Here is a 21,474-nt window from a genome sequence, read left to right as displayed (position 1 = left end):
TATGGGAAAAATACAAATTATGGACGAGTGGCTGTCCAATAAAATTGCGGCAGGGGAAGTAGTTGAAAGACCAGCCTCTGTAGTAAAAGAGCTTGTTGAAAATGCCATTGATGCAGGAAGTACGTCCATTGATGTTTTTTTACTAGAAGCGGGCCTCACTTCAATTCAAATAATTGATAATGGTAGTGGTATGGATGAAGAGGATGCATTAATATCATTCTCTCGCCATGCGACAAGTAAAATTCATCAAGAACACGATTTATTTCGTATTCGTACCCTTGGCTTCCGTGGTGAGGCCTTAGCTTCCATTGCATCGGTGTCAAAAATGACACTAATTACATCTAATGGTGAATCAGGAACGTATTTAGAGCTTGAGGGTGGGCATATTGCTACACATAAACCTGGCCCTTTGCGCAAGGGAACAGATATTACAGTGGCACAGCTATTTTTCAATACACCTGCTCGATTAAAATATATGAAAACAATACAGACCGAGCTTGGACATACAATTGATCTGATGAACCGTCTTGCACTCGGAAATCCACAAATTGCGTTTAGATTATTGCATAATGGCCAGCAATTGTTACAAACAAATGGACGAGGAGACGTACAGCAAGTATTAGCTGCCATTTACGGTGTGCATAATGCTAAAAAAATGGTGGCATTCAATGGAGAGTCACATGATTATAAAATTTCCGGTTTCGTATCATTACCAGAGGTGACTCGTGCTTCGAAAAACTATATGTCGTTGTTTGTGAATGGTCGCTGGGTGAAGCATTATTTGGTACAAAAAGCGATTGTAGACGCTTATCATACGTATTTGCCTATTGAACGTTTTCCAATTGTAGCGCTCTATATAGAGGGGGATCCTTATTTAACAGATGTCAATGTTCATCCTGCCAAACATCAAATTCGTTTAAGTAAGGAGCCTGAGCTTCTTAAGTTAATTGAAGAAACAATACGAGAGAAAATCCGCAACGTTATTCGAGTACCGCTAATGGAAAAGAAGGAGAAAGTGGTAAAGCCTGCGACGGAGCAGTTAAATATTTGGAAACCAGCACCAAAGCTTAATGTGGAGAAAATGAATGCCATTGTGGAAAAACTTTATGATGTGCAAACAGTGCAGGAATCGAACACATTAGACCCTATAGTGCCACAACCTGAAGCCGTCCCTACTACCATTGAAGATAGCTGGCAACCGACACCAGTGATGGAAGTGAATTTTCCTGAAGAAGTGAATCTTGTGAATCCTCCTGAAGAATTGAAGCTAGAGGAGCCAGTGGAAATTCTAGAGGATGAGCTAGCTAAAGAACCATTTCCTGCGCTTGAAGTGGTAGGGCAAATTCACGGCACGTATATTGTTGCACAAATGGAGGATGGCTTTTATTTAATTGATCAGCACGCTGCTCAGGAGCGTATTAAATATGAATTTTTCCGTGAAAAGGTCGGTCAGGTGAACCCAAATGAGCGTCAGGCTTTATTGCTTCCATTGACCTTCCATTATGCTGCTGACGAGGCTCTTATATTAAGAGAAAATAGACAGGAGTTAGAAGCTGTTGGCGTATTTTTAGAGGAATTTGGACAGGCTTCATTTGTAGTGAGAGAGCATCCTAGCTGGTTCCCTAAGGGAGAAGAACAAGAAATTATTGAGGACTTAATTGAACAGGTATTGACAACTAAAAAGGCGGACGTCAAAAAATTACGTGAGGCAGCAGCAATTATGATGAGCTGTAAAAAGTCGATAAAGGCCAATCATTATTTAACGAAAGAGCAAATGGATACGTTACTGCAAGATTTACGCAACGCCGACAATCCATTTACTTGCCCACACGGACGTCCAGTGCTGATACATTTTACAACGTATGAAGTGGAAAAAATGTTTAAACGGGTAATGTAGATGAAACGCCTGATAATAATCATGAACAACATGAATAGTCCATGCTGCATAAAGGAATTTTATAGGTAAAGCATAATACAAATGACTCATCACCAAAAGTTGTGGATGCCATTTGTTAAAACGTATGCCATAAGTTGATTGGAGTGGAGACTGGGCGACTCCTTGGGGATTAGCGATATAGAGGAACGAAGGCTAAAAGCATCACGTCCTGTGATAACGCCTTCGTGACCAACATCCTGTTGGCCCGAGACCCTACAGCGAAGCGAAGCGGCTCATCGGACGCCCACAGGAAGCTCTGCTCTGCGCGAAAGCGAAGCGTCAGCGGCAAATGTTTTATCTGTGCGAAAGCGAAGCGGCAGCAACAAATGTTTTATCTGTGCGAAAGCGAAGCGGCAGCAACAAATGTTTTGTGTAGCGAAAGCAAAGCGGTAGCAACAAATGTTTTGTGTAGCGAAAGCAAAGCGGCAGCAACAAATGTTTTGTGTAGCGAAAGCGAAGCGTCAGCAACAAATGTTTTCTGTAGCGAAAGCGAAGCGGCAGCAACAAATGTTTTCTGTAGCGAAAGCGAAGCGGCAGCTACAAAGCGCCCAGTCGGAACGGAAATCAACCACACGTTATGGTGATGAACTATACAAATGACATTAGAATTTCTATGCTTAAAGTTATTGCTAGTAATACAGGCTGTCATACGCAATAGAGGTTACACATATTTTCAAATTATAGCTAATGGGGGAAAAAAGTTATGTTTTCATTTGAACATCGTCCTAAAATTATGCATTTTTTAGAGCAATATAGCTTTGATGTTTTAGTCATTGGTGGCGGCATTACTGGTGCTGGCATTGCGCTTGATGCAGCATCTAGAGGGTTATCAGTCGCTTTGATTGAGAAGCAGGATTTTTCTGCTGGCACGTCAAGCCGTTCAACAAAACTTATTCATGGTGGGCTTCGTTATTTAAAGCAACTTGAAGTAGGTGTTGTAGCTGAGGTTGGGCGTGAGCGTGAAATTGTATATGACAATGCTGTTCACGTGACAACACCTGAAAAAATGCTTCTACCATCGTATAAGAGGGGTTCACTTGGACCATTTACAACATCAATGGCACTGAAAGTATATGATCGATTAGCAGGTGTTAAAAAGCATGAACGTAGAACAATGTTAAACGCTCAGGAAACGGCAGCGCTAGAGCCTTTGCTCAATCGAGATGAGCTTATTGGTGGTGGTTATTACGTTGAATATCGTACGGATGATGCCCGTCTGACAATTGAAGTGCTGAAAAAAGCTGTAGAATATGGGGCGCTTTGTTTAAATTATGCGGAGATGACAGAATTTTTATATGAGAAGAAAAAGCTTGTTGGGGTACAAGTGAAAGATCATGTTACAGGGAAAACGACCCAAGTACATGCTGCGCAAATCGTTAATGCAACTGGCCCTTGGGTGGACGAGGTTCGCCAAAAGGATAAAGTAGCAGACAAAAAGCAATTACGTCTCACAAAAGGAGTTCATATTGTCTTTGATCAAAAGGATTTTCCATTACGACAAGCAGTGTACTTTGATATAGTAGATGGGCGTATGGCCTTTGCAATTCCACGTGATGGTAAAGCCTATGTAGGGACAACAGATACAGTTTACGAGGGAGACCCTGTACATCCTGTCGCTACCCAAGAAGATGTTGACTATTTAACTGCTGCTGCAAAAACTGTCTTTCCAACGGCAAATATTTCAAGAGATACAATAGAATCGTCGTGGGCAGGTGTGCGTCCACTTATTTTTGAAAAAGGAAAGGATCCATCCGAAATTTCACGCAAAGATGAGATATGGACGGCTTCGAGTGGACTAATGACGATTGCGGGTGGCAAACTAACGGGCTACCGTCAAATGGCAGAAACAATCGTTGATAAAATTGTGAAAACCCATAAATATAAGCACGCAAGTCCGTGTGTAACACGTGAATTATCACTTTCTGGTGCAAAAGGCATTAATGCCATTAATTTCACTGATTATAGTACGTATAAAGCTAAAGAGGGCGTTCAGTATGGTCTAAATTATGATGAAGCAAAACAGCTTGTACAAAAATATGGCACGAATGTCGATGCATTATATAACCAGGTGAAATATTTGCATGAACATGGAAGTTCGATGCCCCTGGCCCTACATGCAATGCTACTTTATGGCATAGAAGCGGAAATGGTGTACACACCAAGTGATTTCTTTATCCGTCGAACAGGCTTATTATACTTTGATATTGATGCGGTAAAACGTTATAAACAGCAGGTCATTCAAGTTATGCAACAACATTTTAACTATACAGAGTCACAAAGAAATACTTATGTCGCTCAACTAGAGCAAGCTATTGTAGATGCAACAAACTTTGCGGAGGAAGGAGTGTAGGCAATGCGTTATATTGAAATGTCAGATGGCCATTTTCTGTTTACTCGCACATTAAAGCCATCGAAGCCATGTATTGGCCATATTCATATTTTACATGGTATGGCGGAGCATAGTGGACGTTATGTTAAATTTGCCAATAGCCTAAATGAAGCTGGCTATGCAGTGACAATGCATGATCATCGAGGGCATGGAGAAACAGCAGCTTATAATGGCACACTAGGTTTTTTTGCTGAAGAAAATGGGTTTGATCGCGTCGTAGAGGATGCACATGAAGTAGTTACAATATTGCATGAACAATTTACAGATGTACCTTTGATTTTATTTGGTCATAGTATGGGATCGTTCATTACTAGAAGGTATATTCAATTGTACAGCGATCAAGTGGATAATGTGATTCTTTGTGGAACAGGAAGCGTTACAACATTGCATACGATGGGGAATCTAGTAGCAAAAGTAATGGCCAAACAGCTTGGTAAAGATACGGAGAGCAAGTTATTAAATAAGCTGAGCTTTGGTAGCTTTAATAAACAGTTCCCAAATTCGAAGACTGCGTATGACTGGATATGTTCAGCAGAAGATGAGGTGCAAAAATATATCGATGATCCGTATTGCGGCTTTATTCCAACAAATCAATTTTTTGTCGATTTAACAACAGGTTTTATGTCGTTAAATCGTAAAAAAGAGATAGCCAAAACAAAAAAAGACTTACCTATATTATTGATAAGTGGTAGTAAGGATCCAGTCGGAGAACAAGGCCAAGGTGTATACGCTGTAGCACAACAATTGGCGGAAGCGGGCATACAGGATGTAACGGTTTACTTATTTGAGGATAAGCGCCATGAAATCCTAAACGAAGACAATCAAGAGGCAGTCTATCAAGTTTTATTACGGTGGTTAGAAAAATATGATACAAGATAAATTACAGCAGGCAGAGGTCGTAGCAATCGTAGGGCCTACTGCTTCTGGGAAAACAGCACTAAGCATTGAGTTAGCAAAAAAATATAATGGCGAAATCATCAACGGTGACTCCATGCAAATCTATCGAGGCTTAGATATTGGTACAGCGAAAATTACTGAGGAAGAGATGGAGGGTGTACCCCATCATTTACTAAGCTTCAAAGAGCCGACAGAGTCCTTTTCAGTAGCAGACTATCAAAAATTAGTGCGAGCTAAAATTGCAGAAATTCAAGCGAGTGGTAAGCTACCGATTATTGTAGGAGGTTCAGGTTTATATGTGCAGGCAGTACTCTTTGATTTTCAATTTACAGAGGAGCAGGTAGATGAAGAGGCACGAAAAGCCTATTATGCAGAACTGGAGAAATTAGGTCCAGAGGCAATGCATGCTAAGCTTAAAAAACTTGATCCACAAACAGCTGAGACAATTCATCCAAATAATACTCGCCGTGTTATACGTGCATTAGAGATGATTGAGCTTAGTGGCGTTTCAAAGGCATCCGAAGCCCAAAATCGTGGAGAAGTTCCACTTTACAATCATGTGATTATAGGGCTTGGGCAAAATATGTCACGTGAAGTGCTCTATGATCGTATTAACCGTCGTGTCGATATAATGATGGAAAAAGGGCTTTTAGAAGAAGTAAAAGGCTTATGGCAGCAAAATATACGAGGTGTACAGTCAATACAAGCAATCGGCTACAAGGAATTATATGATTACCTAGATGGGAAATGTTCTTTAGATGAAGCTATTGACAGCTTAAAGCAAAATTCTCGCCGCTATGCGAAAAGACAACTAACTTACTTCCGAAACAAAATGGATGTATATTTTGTTAATAATGACGAAAAACTTTAACTAATTCTTAAAAATCACTAATTGCTAAATTGGTAGAACGTGCTAATATAGGAATGAAGAGGTAGAAAGAGAGCATAGGGAGGCATATTTGATGAAATCAATTAACTTGCAAGATACATTCTTAAACCATCTACGTAAAAACAATGTTTTTGTCACTGTGTTTTTGTTAAACGGATTTCAGTTAAAAGGAACTGTGAAATCCTATGATAATTTTACAATTTTATTACTAGATGCTGAAAGCAAGCAACATCTTATTTACAAACACGCTATTTCTACATTTGTTCCAGCAAAGCAAGTAGATTTTTTAGAAACTGAAGAATAGAAACATTAGAAGTAAAACAGTTAGTGTTCATGACACTAGCTGTTTTTTTGCCTTCAGGCTATAATGTAAGAGGAAATCGACATATTGGAGGACTACACAGATGAAAACTATGGATACAACAGAAATATTAGACCTATTAGATGCGAACGAAGATCTATACATTATTGATGTTCGTGAAGATGATGAGGTAGCACAAGGCATGATCCCTGGTGCGCAACACATTGCTCTTGGGACAATCCCTGAGCGCTTAAATGAATTAGATGCTTCTAAGCCATACATTATCGTTTGCAAAGCAGGCGGTCGTTCAGCAAATGCTTGTGCATACCTAGATGCTCAAGGCTTTGACGTAACAAACCTTGAAGGCGGCATGCTTGCTTATGATGGAGAGTTAGAATTTAAATAATTGTCGTTTAAAACCCTCGTTTAGGCGAGGGTTTTTCTTATACATTCGAGTTGATATAAGATTGAAGCAATTCGTTATCGTTTGGTAAAATGTGTTATAATTGCAACATGTAAGGAGGGATTAGTATGTATCGAACAATAGCACCCCCAACAATGTCTTTACAGTAGAATCTGCTGTTTAGGCATTCAATAAAAGCTTGCTAATTCTCAATAGATTCTACTGTATATGAAGACTATATACATGTAGAAAGTAGGAATTAGAAATGAGCGGGAAACTATCTTTTATTTTATCAATGATTATTTTTGGAGCTGTCGGTGTTTTTGCAAAATATATTAAGTTACCTTCAAGTGAAATAGCCTTTTGGATGAGTCTCATTGGCTCTTGTTTTTTACTTTTGATTTTCCTATCAAAAAAAGAAAGGTTTACGAAAACAACTATTTTGCAAAATAAATGGCCATTGGTACTTTCGAGCTTTGCCTTATGCGGCAATTGGATTTTCCTTTTCCAAGCGTACAAGGAAACAACTATCGCAAATGCAGCTCTAAGCTACTATTTTGCGCCAGTACTAGTGATTTGTTTGTCACCTATAGTTTTGAAAGAGAAAATAATATTAAGAAAAATTTTTTATGTTTGTGTTGCGCTTGTAGGTCTGTATTTTATCGTTCAAAGCCAAACTACCGAAACGAGCGAACATTATATCGGTATTGTATATGGGCTTATTGCAGCTTGTTTCTATACAATAGTTACATTCACCAATAAGTATATTTATGGATTAAAAGAGCCCGATAATACGATTATTCAACTTGCTTTAGCAGCGTTATTCCTTGCTCTTTACCTTTTTGGGACTAATGGGTTCCAAATAATGAAAATCGATATAAAATCAATTAGTTTACTTATAGCGTTGGGCATTGTCCATGCTGGGATCGGCTTCTATCTGTTCTTTTTCGGAATGCGTCATCTAAAAGGGCAAAGTATAGCTATTTTAAGCTATATTGATCCACTGACATCATTAGTAATTTCGACGATGATTATAGGAGAGAAAATGGGAACCCTACAAATACTAGGCGCTATCCTTTTACTCGGCGCAACATTTCTAAGTGAAATAGATAAAACAAAGTTGATATCAAAGCAATAAACGGACAGAAAGCTCCCAAAAGCCTTTTTGGCATTAGGGAGCTTTTTCTAGCAAAGGGAATAGAATTATGAAACATAAAGAAGTGAACTACTCGTCATTTAGCAAAGCTTGATGTTGTAGCTTCTCAGTTCCACGACGTTTTCTTCTGTAATAAAAGCACTTGCTCCTACATAATAGGTAGCTTAAATATATTCTGCATAATTTTTTACAAAGTCTATTTTTCTTTAATATTGTGCCAAGCACCATTCTTTAGTTTCTTGGTCGGCAAAGGATGCTTCTACACTATTTATATAAATTTGTCGATAATCTTCTTCGCTTAGATTAAATTCATTGTTAACTAAATGGATTTCTTTTGCCATTGTAGTATCAGATACTGTTCTGTTATCCGTATTAAATGTCACTTTTATTCCATCTTTATGAAACTTATAAATCGGATGTTCAGAATAATGATGAACAGCTTTCGTTTGGACATTACTTGTTGGACACATTTCAAGCACTACCTGTCTTTCTTTCACAATCTTATATGCCTCGGCACAATCTTTAATAAATACTCCGTGTCCTATTCTTTCAGCACCCAACAGTTCAACAGCCTCTAAAACATTTTTACCAATTCCTGTTTCACCGGCATGAATAGTGACTCTGTAGCCATATTTTTTGGCTAAAGCAATTGGATCTACGAATTTTTCACAAAAGCCTTCTTCTTCAGATGCACAGAGGTCAATTGCCACCACACCTTTTCCAAGGAACTTTTTCCCCTTTTCAACCACCTCAAATGCGCTTTCTACAGACATAGTCCTCATGCAAGACAGGATTATATTTCCCTTTATTTCGTAGCAGCTTTCGGCGTCTCTCATCCCATCTATAACAGCTTGAATAACTTCTTCAACACCAAGACCTTGTAATGTGTGAAGTAACGGGGCAAATCTGACTTCTAAATATTTCACATTTTCCCTTGTTGCATTCTCAAATAGCTCAAAAGTAATTCTTCTTAAGTTCTCCTTAGACTGCATGACTAAATTAGGAAGAGAAAATCTTTTTAAATATTCATCAAGGGATTCACATTCTAACGGAGCAATCAGCTCCTTTTGTAGTTCATCCTTATCAAAAGAGGGTAACTGAATGCCTTCCTTCTGAGCAATATCGATAATAGTTTCAGCCCTAAGGCTTCCATCCAAATGACAGTGTAGTTCAATTTTTGGCAATGCTAAAAAGTTCATTTTTGACCTCCGGAAATAAATTATTAGTTTAAAATACAAAAAAATTCCTGACTACAAAGAAAATACAAGTTCTGTACTTTCTTCGTAATCAGGAATTTCGGTTCCTGGTAGAGACCCCCAAACCATATTATTGGGGTTATACGAAATATATTATTGAATTCATTTGCGATTTTCAATATGATAATAGAAAAATTTCGGATTGTCAACATGGTCCATACCTTTTTCAACAAAACTGCTTCGTTCATTTAAGTACATATCTTCAAATAGTTATTTGTTGTTATTAAGAGGAAAAGGTTCTTTTGATTTACATTTCGGAGTACCGAATACCAACATTTCATTATTATCTCTTACACCTAATGATCCTTATATCGATAGACCACTCGCCCAAATCCCTTTAAAACCGACTTCCTCTACAACTTTTGCGGAAAGACCGTTATGGGATTCCATTAAAAATTCAAGTTTGTCTGAATATATTTTTTTAAAAAAATTCGTCCTTTTTCAATATCTCCCATCTCCCCATACTCGACATGTCTATATGACTAAAAGTAAAGATTAGCAGGGCAAATATATTAGAAGCTAATGATTTTGAAATCAATAAAATGGATGTATTGAGAACAATCATAATGCTACTTTTCTAGTGTAGTAAATTTATTATGACTCTAACAGAAAAATAGGAGATATTAGTCGCGGTATCAAGTCTCACTCACCCATGCAAGATAAATCTATTTACATACAATAAAGTAACCTCCATAAGTGGGGAGGACTACACTATTAATACAAAAGAAATAAAAATATCTAACTAAATGAGGTGAGTTTATTGAAAAATGGACTTGGAAAATGGGAACAATTCTTACTTTTAAAACAAAATCCTTTAACAACTGACTGCATTCCAGAAACAACAATTTACAGTCTAGAAAATCTAATCTATTTATTAAATAGGTATGAGTATGTTTATGTGAAACATAATAGCGCTGGACAAGGAAGAGCAATTTATAAAGTCTGCAAAAGAAAAGATGGATACTATTGTTTTAACGGATTTACCATGCAAGGTGAAGAAATAAGTAAATGTGTGGCAGCAATTGAGGATTTCCACCAAGTTCTACATCCATATGAGAAACACGGTAGATTAAGCGGAATTTATATTATACAGGAGGGGGTCAAAAGTCTAACCCCTGATGGGGATTCAATATCCATTCGTGTTCATGTTCAAAATCTAAAGGGAAAATGGATAATTGGTGGAATTTACGGAAGGCTTGCAACTGAGGATCATGGGATTGTCAATTCAAATCGGGGTTCTCAAGCAATATCGATTGAAGAATTATTATCAGGTTATTTGATGATGGATAATACAAAGAAAGATCAAACAATAGACTCTCTAAAAGAAGATTCAATTTTAGCATCTGAAGTAATAGCATCCCACTTTTCTTGTAGAGAATATGGCATTGATTTTGGAATAAATCTTGAAGGAAAACCTATATTATTTGAAGTAAATACAACGCCAAGCATACGTAGTTTTGCCAAAGTTGATAGGGCGATCTGGAAGAATATTGTTGAGATTAGGAAAATGCAAAATGAAGGCTAAGTTTGAAATGTAGTTATTTTTCATTTTAGTAATCGGCATATTTCTATTCAATAGACATACATCAAAAAATTACTTTCCCTTCTATAATTTTAGGAAAGAAGAAACTTAATTGGATCCGTTACTTGTGTAGATTAGGGATTTCCTGAAAAAATGGGTTATGGTTGGGTAGGCGTGATATGAATCAATTTTCTATTGAAGACGATTCAGCTTGGGCTCAAATTGCCAGCCCTCAGGAACCTGAATTCGCGTACATTAGTTTATTTGGTTATTCGAAGTGTTAAAAGATTCTTTTGATTCACTCTTACTGGCGAAGAAAAATCCCTGGAAAGAATGTCTGTTTACAACTTGAACAGACATTTTTTTACATTAATTATACTTTGTTAGAGATATGTAGAACTATAACTTCTAAATGATTGTAGGGAATAGTTTCATTTCATTTTGAAGCAACGTCCTAAAGACATTGGTTACTCCGAAAGATTTCAGTATGTAGTTTTTTAGTAACCATTTATAACTACTTAGGCTTGGAATAAAGTTTAATTAAAAGCACTTCTTTAGCCTACATTTTAAGATAAATAAAAAGAATCCATTTCGAATAAAAGGCTTCTTATTTTTGCTTACTGAAGTACTATAAAAAACAATTAAAGAGAAAAGGAACCAATAAAACTAAAATAGCACCTATACCAAAAACAGAAATCACTTTTATCATGTCTTTCTTCAACAAAACACCACCTAATATCCATTTTTTAAAATCCAAACTATTATGTAAGGATGAGTGCTTTTATACTGCGTTTATATTAGTGTTAACGTTATTACTAGTGAATTATTAGCAGTGTGAATTAGCCTTTCATAAGATCAAAAATTAATAAAAACACAAGTATGCTATTTAATACTTAGCAACCCCCGCTTAATAGCTGTTACGACAGCACCTACTCGAGATTCTACGTTTAATTTCCTAATGATTGATGAGATATGATATTCAACTGTTCTTATGCTTATCATCATTTCCTCACTAATTTCAGAATTGGTTTTATCCTCTGCTATCCGTGTTAATATCTCATACTCTTTTGGGGTAAGCATTTTATCTATCTTATTTTCTTCAATTTTAGGAAACAATTTGTATCCTAAATATACTTGTTTAATGGTAAAGACTAGTTCTTGAGTTGATTTTTCTTCTGTAATAAAAGCACTTGCTCCTGCATTATAAGTGGCTTGAACATATTCTACATAATCATACTTCGATAAAATGACGACTCGTAAGTGAGGCATATTTTTTAGTAGTTCTATCGTTAAATCAAGCCCACTAGAAAATTTCATTCGAATATTCATTAACACAATATCCGGAGAGTTAGTATTAATTTCATGTAGTAAAAACTCTGGATTAGAAATGGCCCCTACTACGCGAATAGTTGGTTCATTGTTTAATCTGTATGATAAGCATTCTAATAGTAATTGACGATCATCTACAAGTAGCACATTAATAATCAAACTGCTCACTCCTTAGCTATATCAATTTCTGCATAATCATGTCTGTTATTGTCTTTAGATGATGAGAGAAACTAAAAATGCAATTTTTCTATTATACCCGTTCAAATGATTTCAAAACTTTTATTCTGTTTTTCTAATTACTAGGTAAATTATTAAGTGAATTTTTACTTCTATACTTTTATATGGGATTATATATGATGTAATAATATTTGCGGGAAATACGGATGTTTTAATAGTTCTTTTTGTTATAATTGCATTACTCTAATAACTCTGAACATTTAATATAAATTTTACACAAATTAACTTTAATTACTTGTAATTACATATTTTGTATGATACTTTAAATATACCATAAAATTACCAAATAGGATTTTGTAATTGATTAAAAGAATCCAAAGAGTTTGTTGATTGAAGTCAAAACAGAATGACTCAAAGAGAATTAACGTCAACAGCACAAAATAACTTTGAAATTTAAACTGTAGGGTAATTTTATGAAAGTATATTTAGTTCCAAAAGAAGGCTTTTTTCTCCTACAGGATAAGCGAAAAGAGCTTGAATGAAAGCTATAACCGTACACATTTTGATACCATCCACGTTTCCTTAAATGAAACCAAATTAATAGCAAGGGACAAATCTTTACTCTTTAGTATAATGCGCTGAATAATCTGAAATTTCTATTATTTTTAGCGTATTTACTATATAAAACTGGAAAAGTAAGGAGGTGGAATATATGCAAATCATTGAACTAAATGAAGGTATGCGCTTATTTGATGTTCCTTCAACTGCAGAAGCTGTGTGGTGTTGCTGCTGTTATTTCTGTACTTCTACAGGATGATTTGTAAAATATAAAGCACTTATTTACATACTTTGGGAGCGCAACAATTGTTCAGAGACCTTTCTTTGAAAGGAGGGAAATAAGTGCTTTGAGAACAATCATTACTAAAAATTCTTAAGTTATATTGCTACACAAAGAACTTAGCCTCTTCTGTTAATGTATGGTTAATATACATTTATTGGGGAGGTTTTTTTAGAATTATATTAAATTTTAACTTCGTTCAGCAAATGCTTTTGTAGCGAAAGCAAAGCGTCAGTTACAAATGTTTTTGTAACGTAGTGAAACGTCGTTATAGAAGTATCCCACCTCTATAGATGGTGAGATAAATGCGGTTTTAAGTTACTATTCAGCAGGTGTCCAAACATCCGTTGAAATAGAAGAACTCAGGCTATGAACTTCGCATTCTGAAAAAATGCCTGAGTGACCAACATCATGTTGCATGTTGCTGTCGGTCCGTAAGCACTTCGCTTTCACGCAAAAAACATCTGTTGGCTTAAAGCCTCCGGAGGATGTCACGGAATCGGAAAGGAGTTCTTTGTGCAAGTACAAAGCCGATTCCACACGCAATTATGCCGAGGCATAATTGATGTATGTAAATTTTATGAAAGAAGGTGGAACAATTGGGACGTATCCAGAACAGAGAATTAAAGGTTAAATTAAAAAATGATATTACAATAGCTCAAATTGATGAGGATGAAATCACAATTAAAACCGCTAGTCGATTGTTTAAACTAAAGGGGAATGATATTAAAAATATTCTTATCCCTAATATTGAAAACTTTGAACTTGGAGTCGACTTTTTTACAATAAAAAAGTGTTCATTAGAAGCGTCCGAAGAAGAAATACATAATGCTTTGGGACAATTAACTGCTAGGGGTTGGTTGACGAATATAGACACACCTGTCTCTATAAAAAGTTTTTCAGATTCTGAAAAGGAAAGTTATGAATCTATAGGTGTCGATTACAGAAAAATTCAAGCTATTCTAGACAATAAAACTGTAGGTGTGATTTCACTTATGAATCATACGGAATCCCTAGTTGAATACATGCTTGGCTCTAATATTAAGAATATAAATCTATTACTGCCAAATGATATTGCTGAGAATGTAAGCTCTTATTTCTATCAAAAAAATAATTTTGAGAATCTTAATCTTTGTAGTTTTAATGACTTGAATCAAGAAATATTGGAAAACCAAATTAAAAATTGTGATTTCTTAATCATATTAGAAACTATTGAAAATAAATATATAGAGAAACAGGTAAATAAATTATGTTTGAAACATAAAAAACCATTTATTAGAGCGATTATTCAAAATTTTAAAAGTGAAATAGGACCTTTGGTTATCCCAAACATGACGGCTTGTCTAGAGTGCTACAATACAAGAATTTATAGTAACTTAAATCATTATCTTGAAAATAAGGCAATTGATCAAAAAATAATGTCAAAAGGTTATGTATATCAAATTAGTAATGAAGTAACAATGTCTTCCTTCTTAACAGGAATTGGTATTTTAACAAATGAAGTAATAAAGTACTTCATAAAAGATATTACTTGGAACTTTCCTGCATCGATTGAAAGTGTTATAGAATTTGATAACTATAATATGGAATTAAATGTAAATAAATTCCTGAAAATTCCTAGATGCGAAATTTGTGGGAAAAATATAATGAATGATTGTGAAGAGAAGTATTGGATGGAGCCATACTCATATCAAAAATAGGAGGTACGTATGTATAGAAAAGCAACGAGTAATAATCTTTCTTCTATTTATCCTTTTGTTGATTCTGCCATATGTAATTCTAAAACAGGAATAGTAAAAGATTTATTTCATTGGCTACCTGAGCCGAATGATCCTTCCATATTTTTAATGGCAGCTATCACGAATAATTCGGGAAGGTTCGCAAATGAATCCGCTACTAATTTTAACAGTGGTGCTGGACTAACAATGGAAGCTGCTTATAATGCGGCTGTTGGTGAAGCAATCGAAAGATATTCATCAGCATTTATTAATGAAGAAGAACTTGTTTTATCCAGTTATAGAGATTTAAAGGAAAATGCCATTCATCCAGAAAAATTTGCTTATTATCATGAAAAACAATATGTTACTCCTGAATTTCCATTCAAAAAACTAAATTTAGATACAGTCGTTAATTGGGTCAAAGGTTATTCATTGATTCAAAACAAACATGTTTATATTCCAGCTGCAAATGTATTTCTTCCTTATTTCCACAAAAATGATGAAGAACTAATATGGCATTCAGTATCTACTGGTCTTTCTTGTGCAAAATCAAAGGAAGAGGCTATTTTAAAAGGTATCTTTGAAGTAATAGAACGAGACTGCTTTAGTATATTATGGTTCAATAAATTATCAATGCCAAAAATCAATATTGAAAGTGATAAATATATTAGGGAAATATTTGAACAATATTTTAAAACGCCAAATTGTAAATTCCATCTAATTGATATGACAATGGATGTAAAGATTCCAACCGTTTTAGGGGTATTAGAAGATTTATCTGGTGGTACATTAATCGCTGCTGCAACTCGATTGAATTTGAAGGATGCAGTCATTAAAACCCTTATAGAATTATCTCAAGGAAGAATTAGCTGGAAAAGAGATTTTGTTGAGGGAGTTTCAGACGAATTTAAAGAAGATTATAGTGATATACGAGATTTTCATAGTAGAGTAAGACTATTTACGAATAATAATATGAAAAAGCACATTCAGTTCGCATATCAATCTAATAATATTGTCAACATTAATCAAGCATATCCTGAATATGAAAATTCTCATAAAACACAGCTAGCAATAACTCTAGAAATGTTAAGAAGACAAGGACATGATGTTGTTATTTACGATTTAACAACAGAGGATGTTAAAAAAAGGGGGTATCATGTAATTAGGGTGGTAATTCCAGGTTTCACGGAAATTACTAATGATCATGTAATTCCGAGAGCTGGTGGAACAAGGATATATGAAGTACCGAAAAAAATAAATTTAAAAGATACAGTCATGAATTTTGAAGAACTAAACCCAATACCACATCCGTTCCCTTAATAGGATGAAAATAAAATTAAAAAAGGGTGTGATTTTTTGAGTCAGATAACAGAAGTAGAAATTCTATCAAAAAAGGTTGAGGAAACGCTGTTAAAAAATTCCAGTATGTACGAAATTTTCCATGAAAATACAAAATTAAATTCATTGAAGGAAAAGATGCTGGGAAAAAATATAATGAGTGTTTTGACAGAGAAAAACTTCTTAGAAGCAAGTCATATGCCATATAAAACATACACGTCTAATAAGAGAATCCAATTAGAGAAAAACTTTCATAATTTAATTATTAATAAAAGTTTCACTGAGGTTCTTTTAGAAAGGCGTAGTGTTAGAAAATTTATTAATAAACCAATCTCTTTTAAGCAATTATCATATTTATTATATATGAGCTATGGAATTAATGACTTTTTACCATCAAAACAAACAAATTCTTTACAGGAATTAAGAACCGTGCCATCAGCTGGTGGTCTATATCCTTTAGAAATTTATTTACTAGTAAACAATGTAGAGAATTTAGAACAGGGTTTATATCATTATAATGTTAAATTACATTGTCTCGAGTTATTAAAGGAAGGGTCTCAAGAAGATTGTTTACCATCATTAACCTCTTACAGTGATATTGCTAAAAATGCGTCAATTCTGATGTTCATAACAGCTGTATTCCCTAGGCTATCTTACAAATATGGAGATAGAGCATATAGATTTGCTCACCTTGATGCTGGTCATTTAGGACAAAATATATATTTAACGAATACTGCTATGAATTTAGGTACGTTAGCTGTTGGAGGCTTTTTTGATGATGAAATTAATGAGTATTTAAATATAAATGGTGTATCCGAGGGAGTTATATATGAATTTTTTATTGGACATAAAGACGAAGAAAATGATTATAGAATTAAGTAGATGCTAAGAGGATGCATAAACATATGAAAAAATATAAATACACTTTATCGAAAAACGATATACCTATTTATCATTTGAGGAATGAAACAAGTTACTTATCTCATATTATTTTTTGGTTTAATATCGGTTCACGTTATGAACACAAAAATTATTATGGAATAGTTCATCTAATGGAACATTTATTATTAAGCTGCCATTATTCAAATGAAAATCAATTAAGAGATATCTTAAATGAAAAAGGAGTTGAATACAAACTTTCTACTTCTTATGAATATTTTTATTTATTGTTGTCGTGCAAAGAAGAGGATGTAGAAGAATTAATTAAGATAGTATTGTTCGTTCTAAGCAATCCAAATATCGACAATATTTCATTTGTTAATGAAAAAAAGACAGTTATGTTAGAGAAGAAGAGTCGCACATTCATTGATCAAAAGAATATTCAAGATATAATCACCGAGAATATTTGGGATGAGAATTTAAGCCATTCAATACTGGGAACTGAATTAACACTATCAAAAATGAAATTAAACCAAATCCTTGATGTAATAAAATACTTAAATAATAGTAAAAACTTCTCCATTTTATATAGTGGTAAAAAAAATATGGATGATTTTTCTGGAATTATTGACAAGCATTATGAGATATCTTCAGAAGGAGAGGAAATACGTATCAATTCAATGATAAGGGATACGATAGAGCCTTCTACTTTTATAGAAACAGATGTTATGATAAAAACGAAAGAAAATTCAGATAAATCATCCTCTTCTTTTGTATCTATATGTTATGAATTTAACAATGGATTATCAAAAGATGAAAAAATTTATTTATCTTTGTTTAGTATGATGATGACAATGAATGACACGGGATTGCTGTATGAAGAATTTCGGTTGAAAAAACAAAGTGTGTATTTTATCGTGTGCTTACCTTTTCATTTTAAATATGAAAGTATTTTGCAAGTCCAATTTATTACTGAACAAGAAGATTTAGAATCACTCATCTTACATATTAATGAAAAGATGAATATAGACAGTAAAGAAATTAACATTATGAATAAATATTTAGAGAAAAGCAAAAAGTTTTTACAGCATAAAATTTACAAGATATTAGAAAATGATAAGGATTTTTTATTATTTTTAGGTAATGAGCGGGTTATTGAAAGGCATCATTTATCATTAGATGAAATGCTTCAAGTTCTTGATAATATTGATATTAAAGACATGCAAGCATTTATAAATGAAAAGTTAAATCATGCAACAATGAAGCGAATCATTCTATCATAATTGAGGTGTTCTAATTGAATGAAGCAATATCAATAAAAGATTTGAGTTTTTCGTATACCTTAAATAAACAAATATTGAAAAATATTAATTTAACGATAAACCACAATGAAGTGTTTGGGTTACTAGGACCAAACGGAGCTGGAAAAACAACTTTATTAGAATGTGTACAAGGAGTTAAAAATGGATTCACTGGCACCATAACTGTCAATGGTTTAGATGTTACAAAAGATGGAGATAAAATTAAACCACTTATAGGTGTACAATTTCAGTCAAACTCCTATTTTGATCATATTAAGGTGGATGAATTGTTCGAATTTTTCGCCACATTATACAATATGGAGATTACTGAAAAAGAAATTGAAGACTTATTAAAAAAAGTCAATATGCAAGAACATAAAAGAGCTTACGTTAATAAACTTTCTGGCGGGCAAAAACAAAGAATAAGTATAGCATTAAGTATTCTCAATAAACCACAGGTCTTGTTTTTGGATGAACCAACAACTGGTTTAGATCCAAACTCTAGAAAAGATTTGTGGCATATTATTAAGGATATTAGAAAAGAAGGGACAACAATAATCCTAACGACACATTATATGGAAGAAGTAGAAGCACTCTGTGATAATGTATGTTTTATAAACGATGGGAGTATTTATACAGTAGGAAAACCTGAAGAAATTATTAAAAATGCTAATTTAAACTCGGTTATTAAAATAGGTTTAATAGTAGATTCTTCTGTCCAGTATTTAGAAAGTTGTTCGACAGTAGATAAGATTAAAAAAGAAGATGACTATTTCTACTTATACACGAAGGATATTAGAAAAACGTTAGATTATATAAATAAATTAGAAGATGAAAAAAGAATAACAACAACGAGCATTAATATTCAAAAAGCAAATTTAGAAGATGTATTCTTAAATATGACTGGAAGTGTTTTGAAATTATGAATAGTTTTGTTAATTTATCTTCTATATTTTTCAAAATGGAAATAAGAAATAAACAAGCGGTTATTATGAGTACGGTGTTCCCTATTCTAATGATGGCTTTAATGGGTACAGCAGGGAAAGACGCTGCAAGAGAGGGTATGTCATATATGTCCTATATTTTCCCTGGTATTCTAGGGATGGCTTATGGAGCTATAGGTCTTATAGCTTTACCCGTTATGATTGCTTCGTATAGGGAAAGGGGTATTTTTAAAAAAATTAAAGTTACTCCAATCTCTACATCAAAAATAATGGTATCTATTTTCAGTACACAGCTTTTCATTATGGCTATACAAACAGTTATTATTTTGGGCATTAGTGTTTTCATTTTTAATGTTCAATTAAATTTTAATTCAATTTATACTCTTTTATTAATTCCATTGTTATTAATGGGTGGTCTTAGCTTATTAGCCATCGGTTTAATAATCGGAATTTACGCTAATAACGCAAAAAATGCCACAACTATGGGGAATCTTTCAAATCTAGTTTTCATTTTTTTAGGTGGTACTTTCTTCCCGAGCGATGTGTGGCCAAAATTTCTAATGCCATTTGTTTATATTAATCCACTTAATTATATTATTGAAGCTATTAGAAAAACACTGATCTTCGAGACACAAAATCTCAACACTTATCTGACTGAATTATCAGTAATAACTGCTATAGCAGTTATTACTTTAGTATTTTGTGTTAAAGTTTTTAAATATGAATAATTAAGCATATTTATTTACTTAAATAACAATGAAGCTTGAAAATTTAAAATGTTGACACAATGAGCGCTTTGCCGTAGATTTAAAGTAATTGCATAAAAGCGTTAGGTGCCCACTGCGGGAGAATAGGGAATAAAGTGAAAAGCTTTAGCGGTCCCACCACTGTAAAAGGGAGTTTCATAGAGAATGCCACTAGCGTCTTGCTGGGAAGGTTCTATGAAATGTTGAAATTGAGCCAGGAGACCTGCCTATCTGCTTCGGTTATATAGACGATGGAAAAGTCTGTAGTTTATTTGTTATGGAATAAACTACAGGCTTTTTATTTTTTTCTCTAAATCATTCTTCGAGTAACAAGGGCAAAAAAGAAAGGGGAAATTTTCATGCAATTATTACAACAAACGATTCAAAACATTCAAAGTGCTGACTACAAAATGATGGAGAAGGCAAGGGAACGCATAGATGCACTTTGCAAGCCTCCTGGAAGCTTGGGGAAACTGGAGGCTCTTGCTGTACAACTATCTGGAATTACAGGAGACCTATTTCCTGCGATTGATAAAAAGGCGATAATTGTCTGTGCAGCAGACCATGGTGTTTGTGATGAAGGGGTAACACCTAATCCACAAAATGTGACGGTCTTTCAAACATTAAATTTTCCTAGAGGAGGAACAGGTGTCTGTGCTATCGCAAAAATCACAGATGCAAAAATTGTCACAGTAGACGTTGGTGTAAAAGAGGATATTCCACATGATGCTGGTGTTATCATAAAAAAAATTAAATATGGCACGGACAATATGGCAAAAGGTCCTGCTATGTCAAGGGAAGAAGCCATTCAATCTATTGAAGTAGGAATTGAGGTAGCAACGGAAGAAATCAAAAAAGGAATCAATGTACTCGGGACAGGTGAAATGGGCATCGGTAATACAACGCCGAGTGCTGCCATATTATCGGTTCTTCACGAATGTCATCCAAATGAAGTGACAGGCTTTGGTGCAGGAGTAGGACCAGGGGGGATTGCACATAAAGTAGAAGTCATTCACAATGCTATTGCATTAAATAAACCAAATCGCGATGATGCTATTGATATTCTTGCAAAGGTCGGTGGATTAGAAATAGGCGCTATGGCTGGAGTAATACTTGCAGCCGCCGCACATCGTAAACCTGTTGTTATTGATGGTTTTATTTCTACCATCGCTGCCCTTATCGCATACGAACTCGAACCAAACGTAAAAGACTATATCATTCCTTCACATGCCTCAGAAGAACCAGGTGCAAAAATTGCTGCTGAAATGCTCGGAGTTGAACCGATGTTGCTGATGAATATGCGATTGGGTGAGGGCTCTGGTGCAGCTTTAGCCTTTCCTATTTTAGACGCAGCATGTTCTATGATGAAAAATATGGCTACTTTAGAAGAAGCTATGTTGCTGTTGAAAAATTAACTTTAGCTGCTGCTGTGGATGCACGGAGTTTGTGATAAAT

Annotated in this window: 18 protein-coding genes, 1 pseudogene and 2 riboswitches; of the genes and pseudogenes, 16 read left to right on the top strand and 3 right to left on the bottom strand. The window is 34.5% G+C overall.

Annotated elements, in window-relative coordinates:
• The first annotated feature begins 1 nt into the window (after position 1).
• From mutL to ACQKOG_RS00605, 8 genes are all read left to right on the top strand, one after another.
• A complete protein-coding gene (mutL, locus tag ACQKOG_RS00640) occupies positions 2-1,897 on the top strand; it encodes a DNA mismatch repair endonuclease MutL (RefSeq protein WP_427444402.1) in 1,896 nt (631 codons plus the stop codon).
• A 438-nt stretch (positions 1,898-2,335) separates the two neighbouring features.
• A complete protein-coding gene (locus ACQKOG_RS00635; RefSeq protein ID WP_427444399.1) occupies positions 2,336-2,536 on the top strand; it encodes a hypothetical protein in 201 nt (66 codons plus the stop codon).
• A 103-nt stretch (positions 2,537-2,639) separates the two neighbouring features.
• Complete coding sequence (locus tag ACQKOG_RS00630) at positions 2,640-4,286, top strand: glycerol-3-phosphate dehydrogenase/oxidase (RefSeq protein WP_427444396.1); 1,647 nt, start codon at positions 2,640-2,642, stop codon at positions 4,284-4,286.
• Between the two features lie 3 nt (positions 4,287-4,289).
• Positions 4,290-5,204: an alpha/beta fold hydrolase gene (locus ACQKOG_RS00625; RefSeq protein WP_370075116.1), complete on the top strand. Its 915-nt coding sequence runs from the start codon at positions 4,290-4,292 to the stop codon at positions 5,202-5,204.
• Positions 5,191-6,093, top strand: a complete 903-nt coding sequence (gene miaA / locus ACQKOG_RS00620; RefSeq protein WP_427444393.1) for a tRNA (adenosine(37)-N6)-dimethylallyltransferase MiaA — start codon at positions 5,191-5,193, stop codon at positions 6,091-6,093. The genes ACQKOG_RS00625 and miaA overlap by 14 nt, the downstream gene beginning before the upstream one ends.
• 91 nt (positions 6,094-6,184) lie before the next feature.
• Positions 6,185-6,415 carry an RNA chaperone Hfq gene (gene hfq / locus ACQKOG_RS00615; protein WP_370075114.1) on the top strand — a complete coding sequence of 77 codons (231 nt, stop codon included), beginning with the start codon at positions 6,185-6,187 and terminating at the stop codon, positions 6,413-6,415.
• Positions 6,416-6,515: 100 nt separating this feature from the next.
• The gene (locus tag ACQKOG_RS00610) at positions 6,516-6,818 is read left to right on the top strand and encodes a rhodanese-like domain-containing protein (RefSeq protein WP_427444390.1); all 303 of its coding nucleotides are present in this window, start codon (positions 6,516-6,518) and stop codon (positions 6,816-6,818) included.
• 262 nt (positions 6,819-7,080) lie between these two features.
• Positions 7,081-7,953 carry a DMT family transporter gene (locus ACQKOG_RS00605; protein ID WP_427444387.1) on the top strand — a complete coding sequence of 291 codons (873 nt, stop codon included), beginning with the start codon at positions 7,081-7,083 and terminating at the stop codon, positions 7,951-7,953.
• A 224-nt stretch (positions 7,954-8,177) separates the two neighbouring features.
• Here the strand turns inward: ACQKOG_RS00605 and add are convergent, their stop codons facing one another.
• Both add and ACQKOG_RS00595 read right to left on the bottom strand, forming a co-directional pair.
• Positions 8,178-9,170, bottom strand: coding sequence for an adenosine deaminase (gene add, locus ACQKOG_RS00600; protein WP_427444384.1), 993 nt, complete (start codon positions 9,168-9,170; stop codon positions 8,178-8,180).
• 65 nt (positions 9,171-9,235) lie between these two features.
• Positions 9,236-9,334: riboswitch (purine riboswitch) on the bottom strand.
• Between the two features lie 202 nt (positions 9,335-9,536).
• Positions 9,537-9,644 (bottom strand): annotated as a pseudogene (locus tag ACQKOG_RS00595) (phosphoenolpyruvate phosphomutase); the annotation flags it as partial.
• A 343-nt stretch (positions 9,645-9,987) separates the two neighbouring features.
• Between ACQKOG_RS00595 and ACQKOG_RS00590 the strand changes: the two are divergent.
• Positions 9,988-10,752: a YheC/YheD family protein gene (locus ACQKOG_RS00590; RefSeq protein ID WP_427444381.1), complete on the top strand. Its 765-nt coding sequence runs from the start codon at positions 9,988-9,990 to the stop codon at positions 10,750-10,752.
• Between the two features lie 879 nt (positions 10,753-11,631).
• Here ACQKOG_RS00590 and ACQKOG_RS00585 read toward each other — a convergent pair.
• Positions 11,632-12,237: a response regulator transcription factor gene (locus ACQKOG_RS00585; protein WP_427444378.1), complete on the bottom strand. Its 606-nt coding sequence runs from the start codon at positions 12,235-12,237 to the stop codon at positions 11,632-11,634.
• A gap of 1,455 nt (positions 12,238-13,692) precedes the next feature.
• On the opposite strand from ACQKOG_RS00585, the gene ACQKOG_RS00580 reads away from it, so the two are divergent.
• From ACQKOG_RS00580 to cobT, 7 genes are all read left to right on the top strand, one after another.
• Entirely contained in the window at positions 13,693-14,793 is a 1,101-nt protein-coding gene (locus ACQKOG_RS00580) for a ThiF family adenylyltransferase (RefSeq protein ID WP_427444375.1), read from the top strand.
• Positions 14,794-14,802: 9 nt separating this feature from the next.
• Positions 14,803-16,131 carry a YcaO-like family protein gene (locus tag ACQKOG_RS00575; RefSeq protein WP_427444372.1) on the top strand — a complete coding sequence of 443 codons (1,329 nt, stop codon included), beginning with the start codon at positions 14,803-14,805 and terminating at the stop codon, positions 16,129-16,131.
• 36 nt (positions 16,132-16,167) lie between these two features.
• Positions 16,168-17,031: a SagB/ThcOx family dehydrogenase gene (locus ACQKOG_RS00570; RefSeq protein ID WP_427444369.1), complete on the top strand. Its 864-nt coding sequence runs from the start codon at positions 16,168-16,170 to the stop codon at positions 17,029-17,031.
• Between the two features lie 23 nt (positions 17,032-17,054).
• Positions 17,055-18,311 (top strand): M16 family metallopeptidase, encoded by a 1,257-nt coding sequence (locus ACQKOG_RS00565; protein ID WP_427444366.1) that lies wholly within the window; start codon positions 17,055-17,057, stop codon positions 18,309-18,311.
• A gap of 14 nt (positions 18,312-18,325) precedes the next feature.
• The gene (locus tag ACQKOG_RS00560; RefSeq protein ID WP_427444363.1) at positions 18,326-19,255 is read left to right on the top strand and encodes an ABC transporter ATP-binding protein; all 930 of its coding nucleotides are present in this window, start codon (positions 18,326-18,328) and stop codon (positions 19,253-19,255) included.
• Complete coding sequence (locus tag ACQKOG_RS00555; RefSeq protein WP_427444360.1) at positions 19,252-20,001, top strand: ABC transporter permease; 750 nt, start codon at positions 19,252-19,254, stop codon at positions 19,999-20,001. The genes ACQKOG_RS00560 and ACQKOG_RS00555 overlap by 4 nt, the downstream gene beginning before the upstream one ends.
• Positions 20,002-20,087: 86 nt before the next feature.
• A riboswitch (cobalamin riboswitch) is annotated at positions 20,088-20,264 on the top strand.
• A 114-nt stretch (positions 20,265-20,378) separates the two neighbouring features.
• Positions 20,379-21,434 (top strand): nicotinate-nucleotide--dimethylbenzimidazole phosphoribosyltransferase, encoded by a 1,056-nt coding sequence (gene cobT / locus ACQKOG_RS00550; RefSeq protein WP_427444358.1) that lies wholly within the window; start codon positions 20,379-20,381, stop codon positions 21,432-21,434.
• Positions 21,435-21,474: the final 40 nt, after the last annotated feature.

Origin of the sequence: Lysinibacillus sp. NPDC093216 (assembly GCF_050280325.1) — a bacterium.
GTDB lineage: Bacteria > Bacillota > Bacilli > Bacillales_A > Planococcaceae > Lysinibacillus.
The sequence above is the reverse complement of the archived record's forward strand: the minus strand, read 5'-3'. Positions and strand labels throughout refer to the sequence as shown.

Coding starts and splice junctions, on each gene's coding strand:
- ACQKOG_RS00605 (WP_427444387.1), top strand. CDS start 7,081: ATGAGCGGGAAACTATCTTTTATTTTATCAATGATTATTTTTGGAGCT.
- ACQKOG_RS00610 (WP_427444390.1), top strand. CDS start 6,516: ATGAAAACTATGGATACAACAGAAATATTAGACCTATTAGATGCGAAC.
- miaA (WP_427444393.1), top strand. CDS start 5,191: ATGATACAAGATAAATTACAGCAGGCAGAGGTCGTAGCAATCGTAGGG.
- ACQKOG_RS00575 (WP_427444372.1), top strand. CDS start 14,803: ATGTATAGAAAAGCAACGAGTAATAATCTTTCTTCTATTTATCCTTTT.
- mutL (WP_427444402.1), top strand. CDS start 2: ATGGGAAAAATACAAATTATGGACGAGTGGCTGTCCAATAAAATTGCG.
- ACQKOG_RS00635 (WP_427444399.1), top strand. CDS start 2,336: ATGTTTTGTGTAGCGAAAGCAAAGCGGCAGCAACAAATGTTTTGTGTA.
- ACQKOG_RS00625 (WP_370075116.1), top strand. CDS start 4,290: ATGCGTTATATTGAAATGTCAGATGGCCATTTTCTGTTTACTCGCACA.
- add (WP_427444384.1), bottom strand. CDS start 9,170: ATGAACTTTTTAGCATTGCCAAAAATTGAACTACACTGTCATTTGGAT.
- cobT (WP_427444358.1), top strand. CDS start 20,379: ATGCAATTATTACAACAAACGATTCAAAACATTCAAAGTGCTGACTAC.
- ACQKOG_RS00630 (WP_427444396.1), top strand. CDS start 2,640: ATGTTTTCATTTGAACATCGTCCTAAAATTATGCATTTTTTAGAGCAA.
- hfq (WP_370075114.1), top strand. CDS start 6,185: ATGAAATCAATTAACTTGCAAGATACATTCTTAAACCATCTACGTAAA.
- ACQKOG_RS00555 (WP_427444360.1), top strand. CDS start 19,252: ATGAATAGTTTTGTTAATTTATCTTCTATATTTTTCAAAATGGAAATA.
- ACQKOG_RS00565 (WP_427444366.1), top strand. CDS start 17,055: ATGAAAAAATATAAATACACTTTATCGAAAAACGATATACCTATTTAT.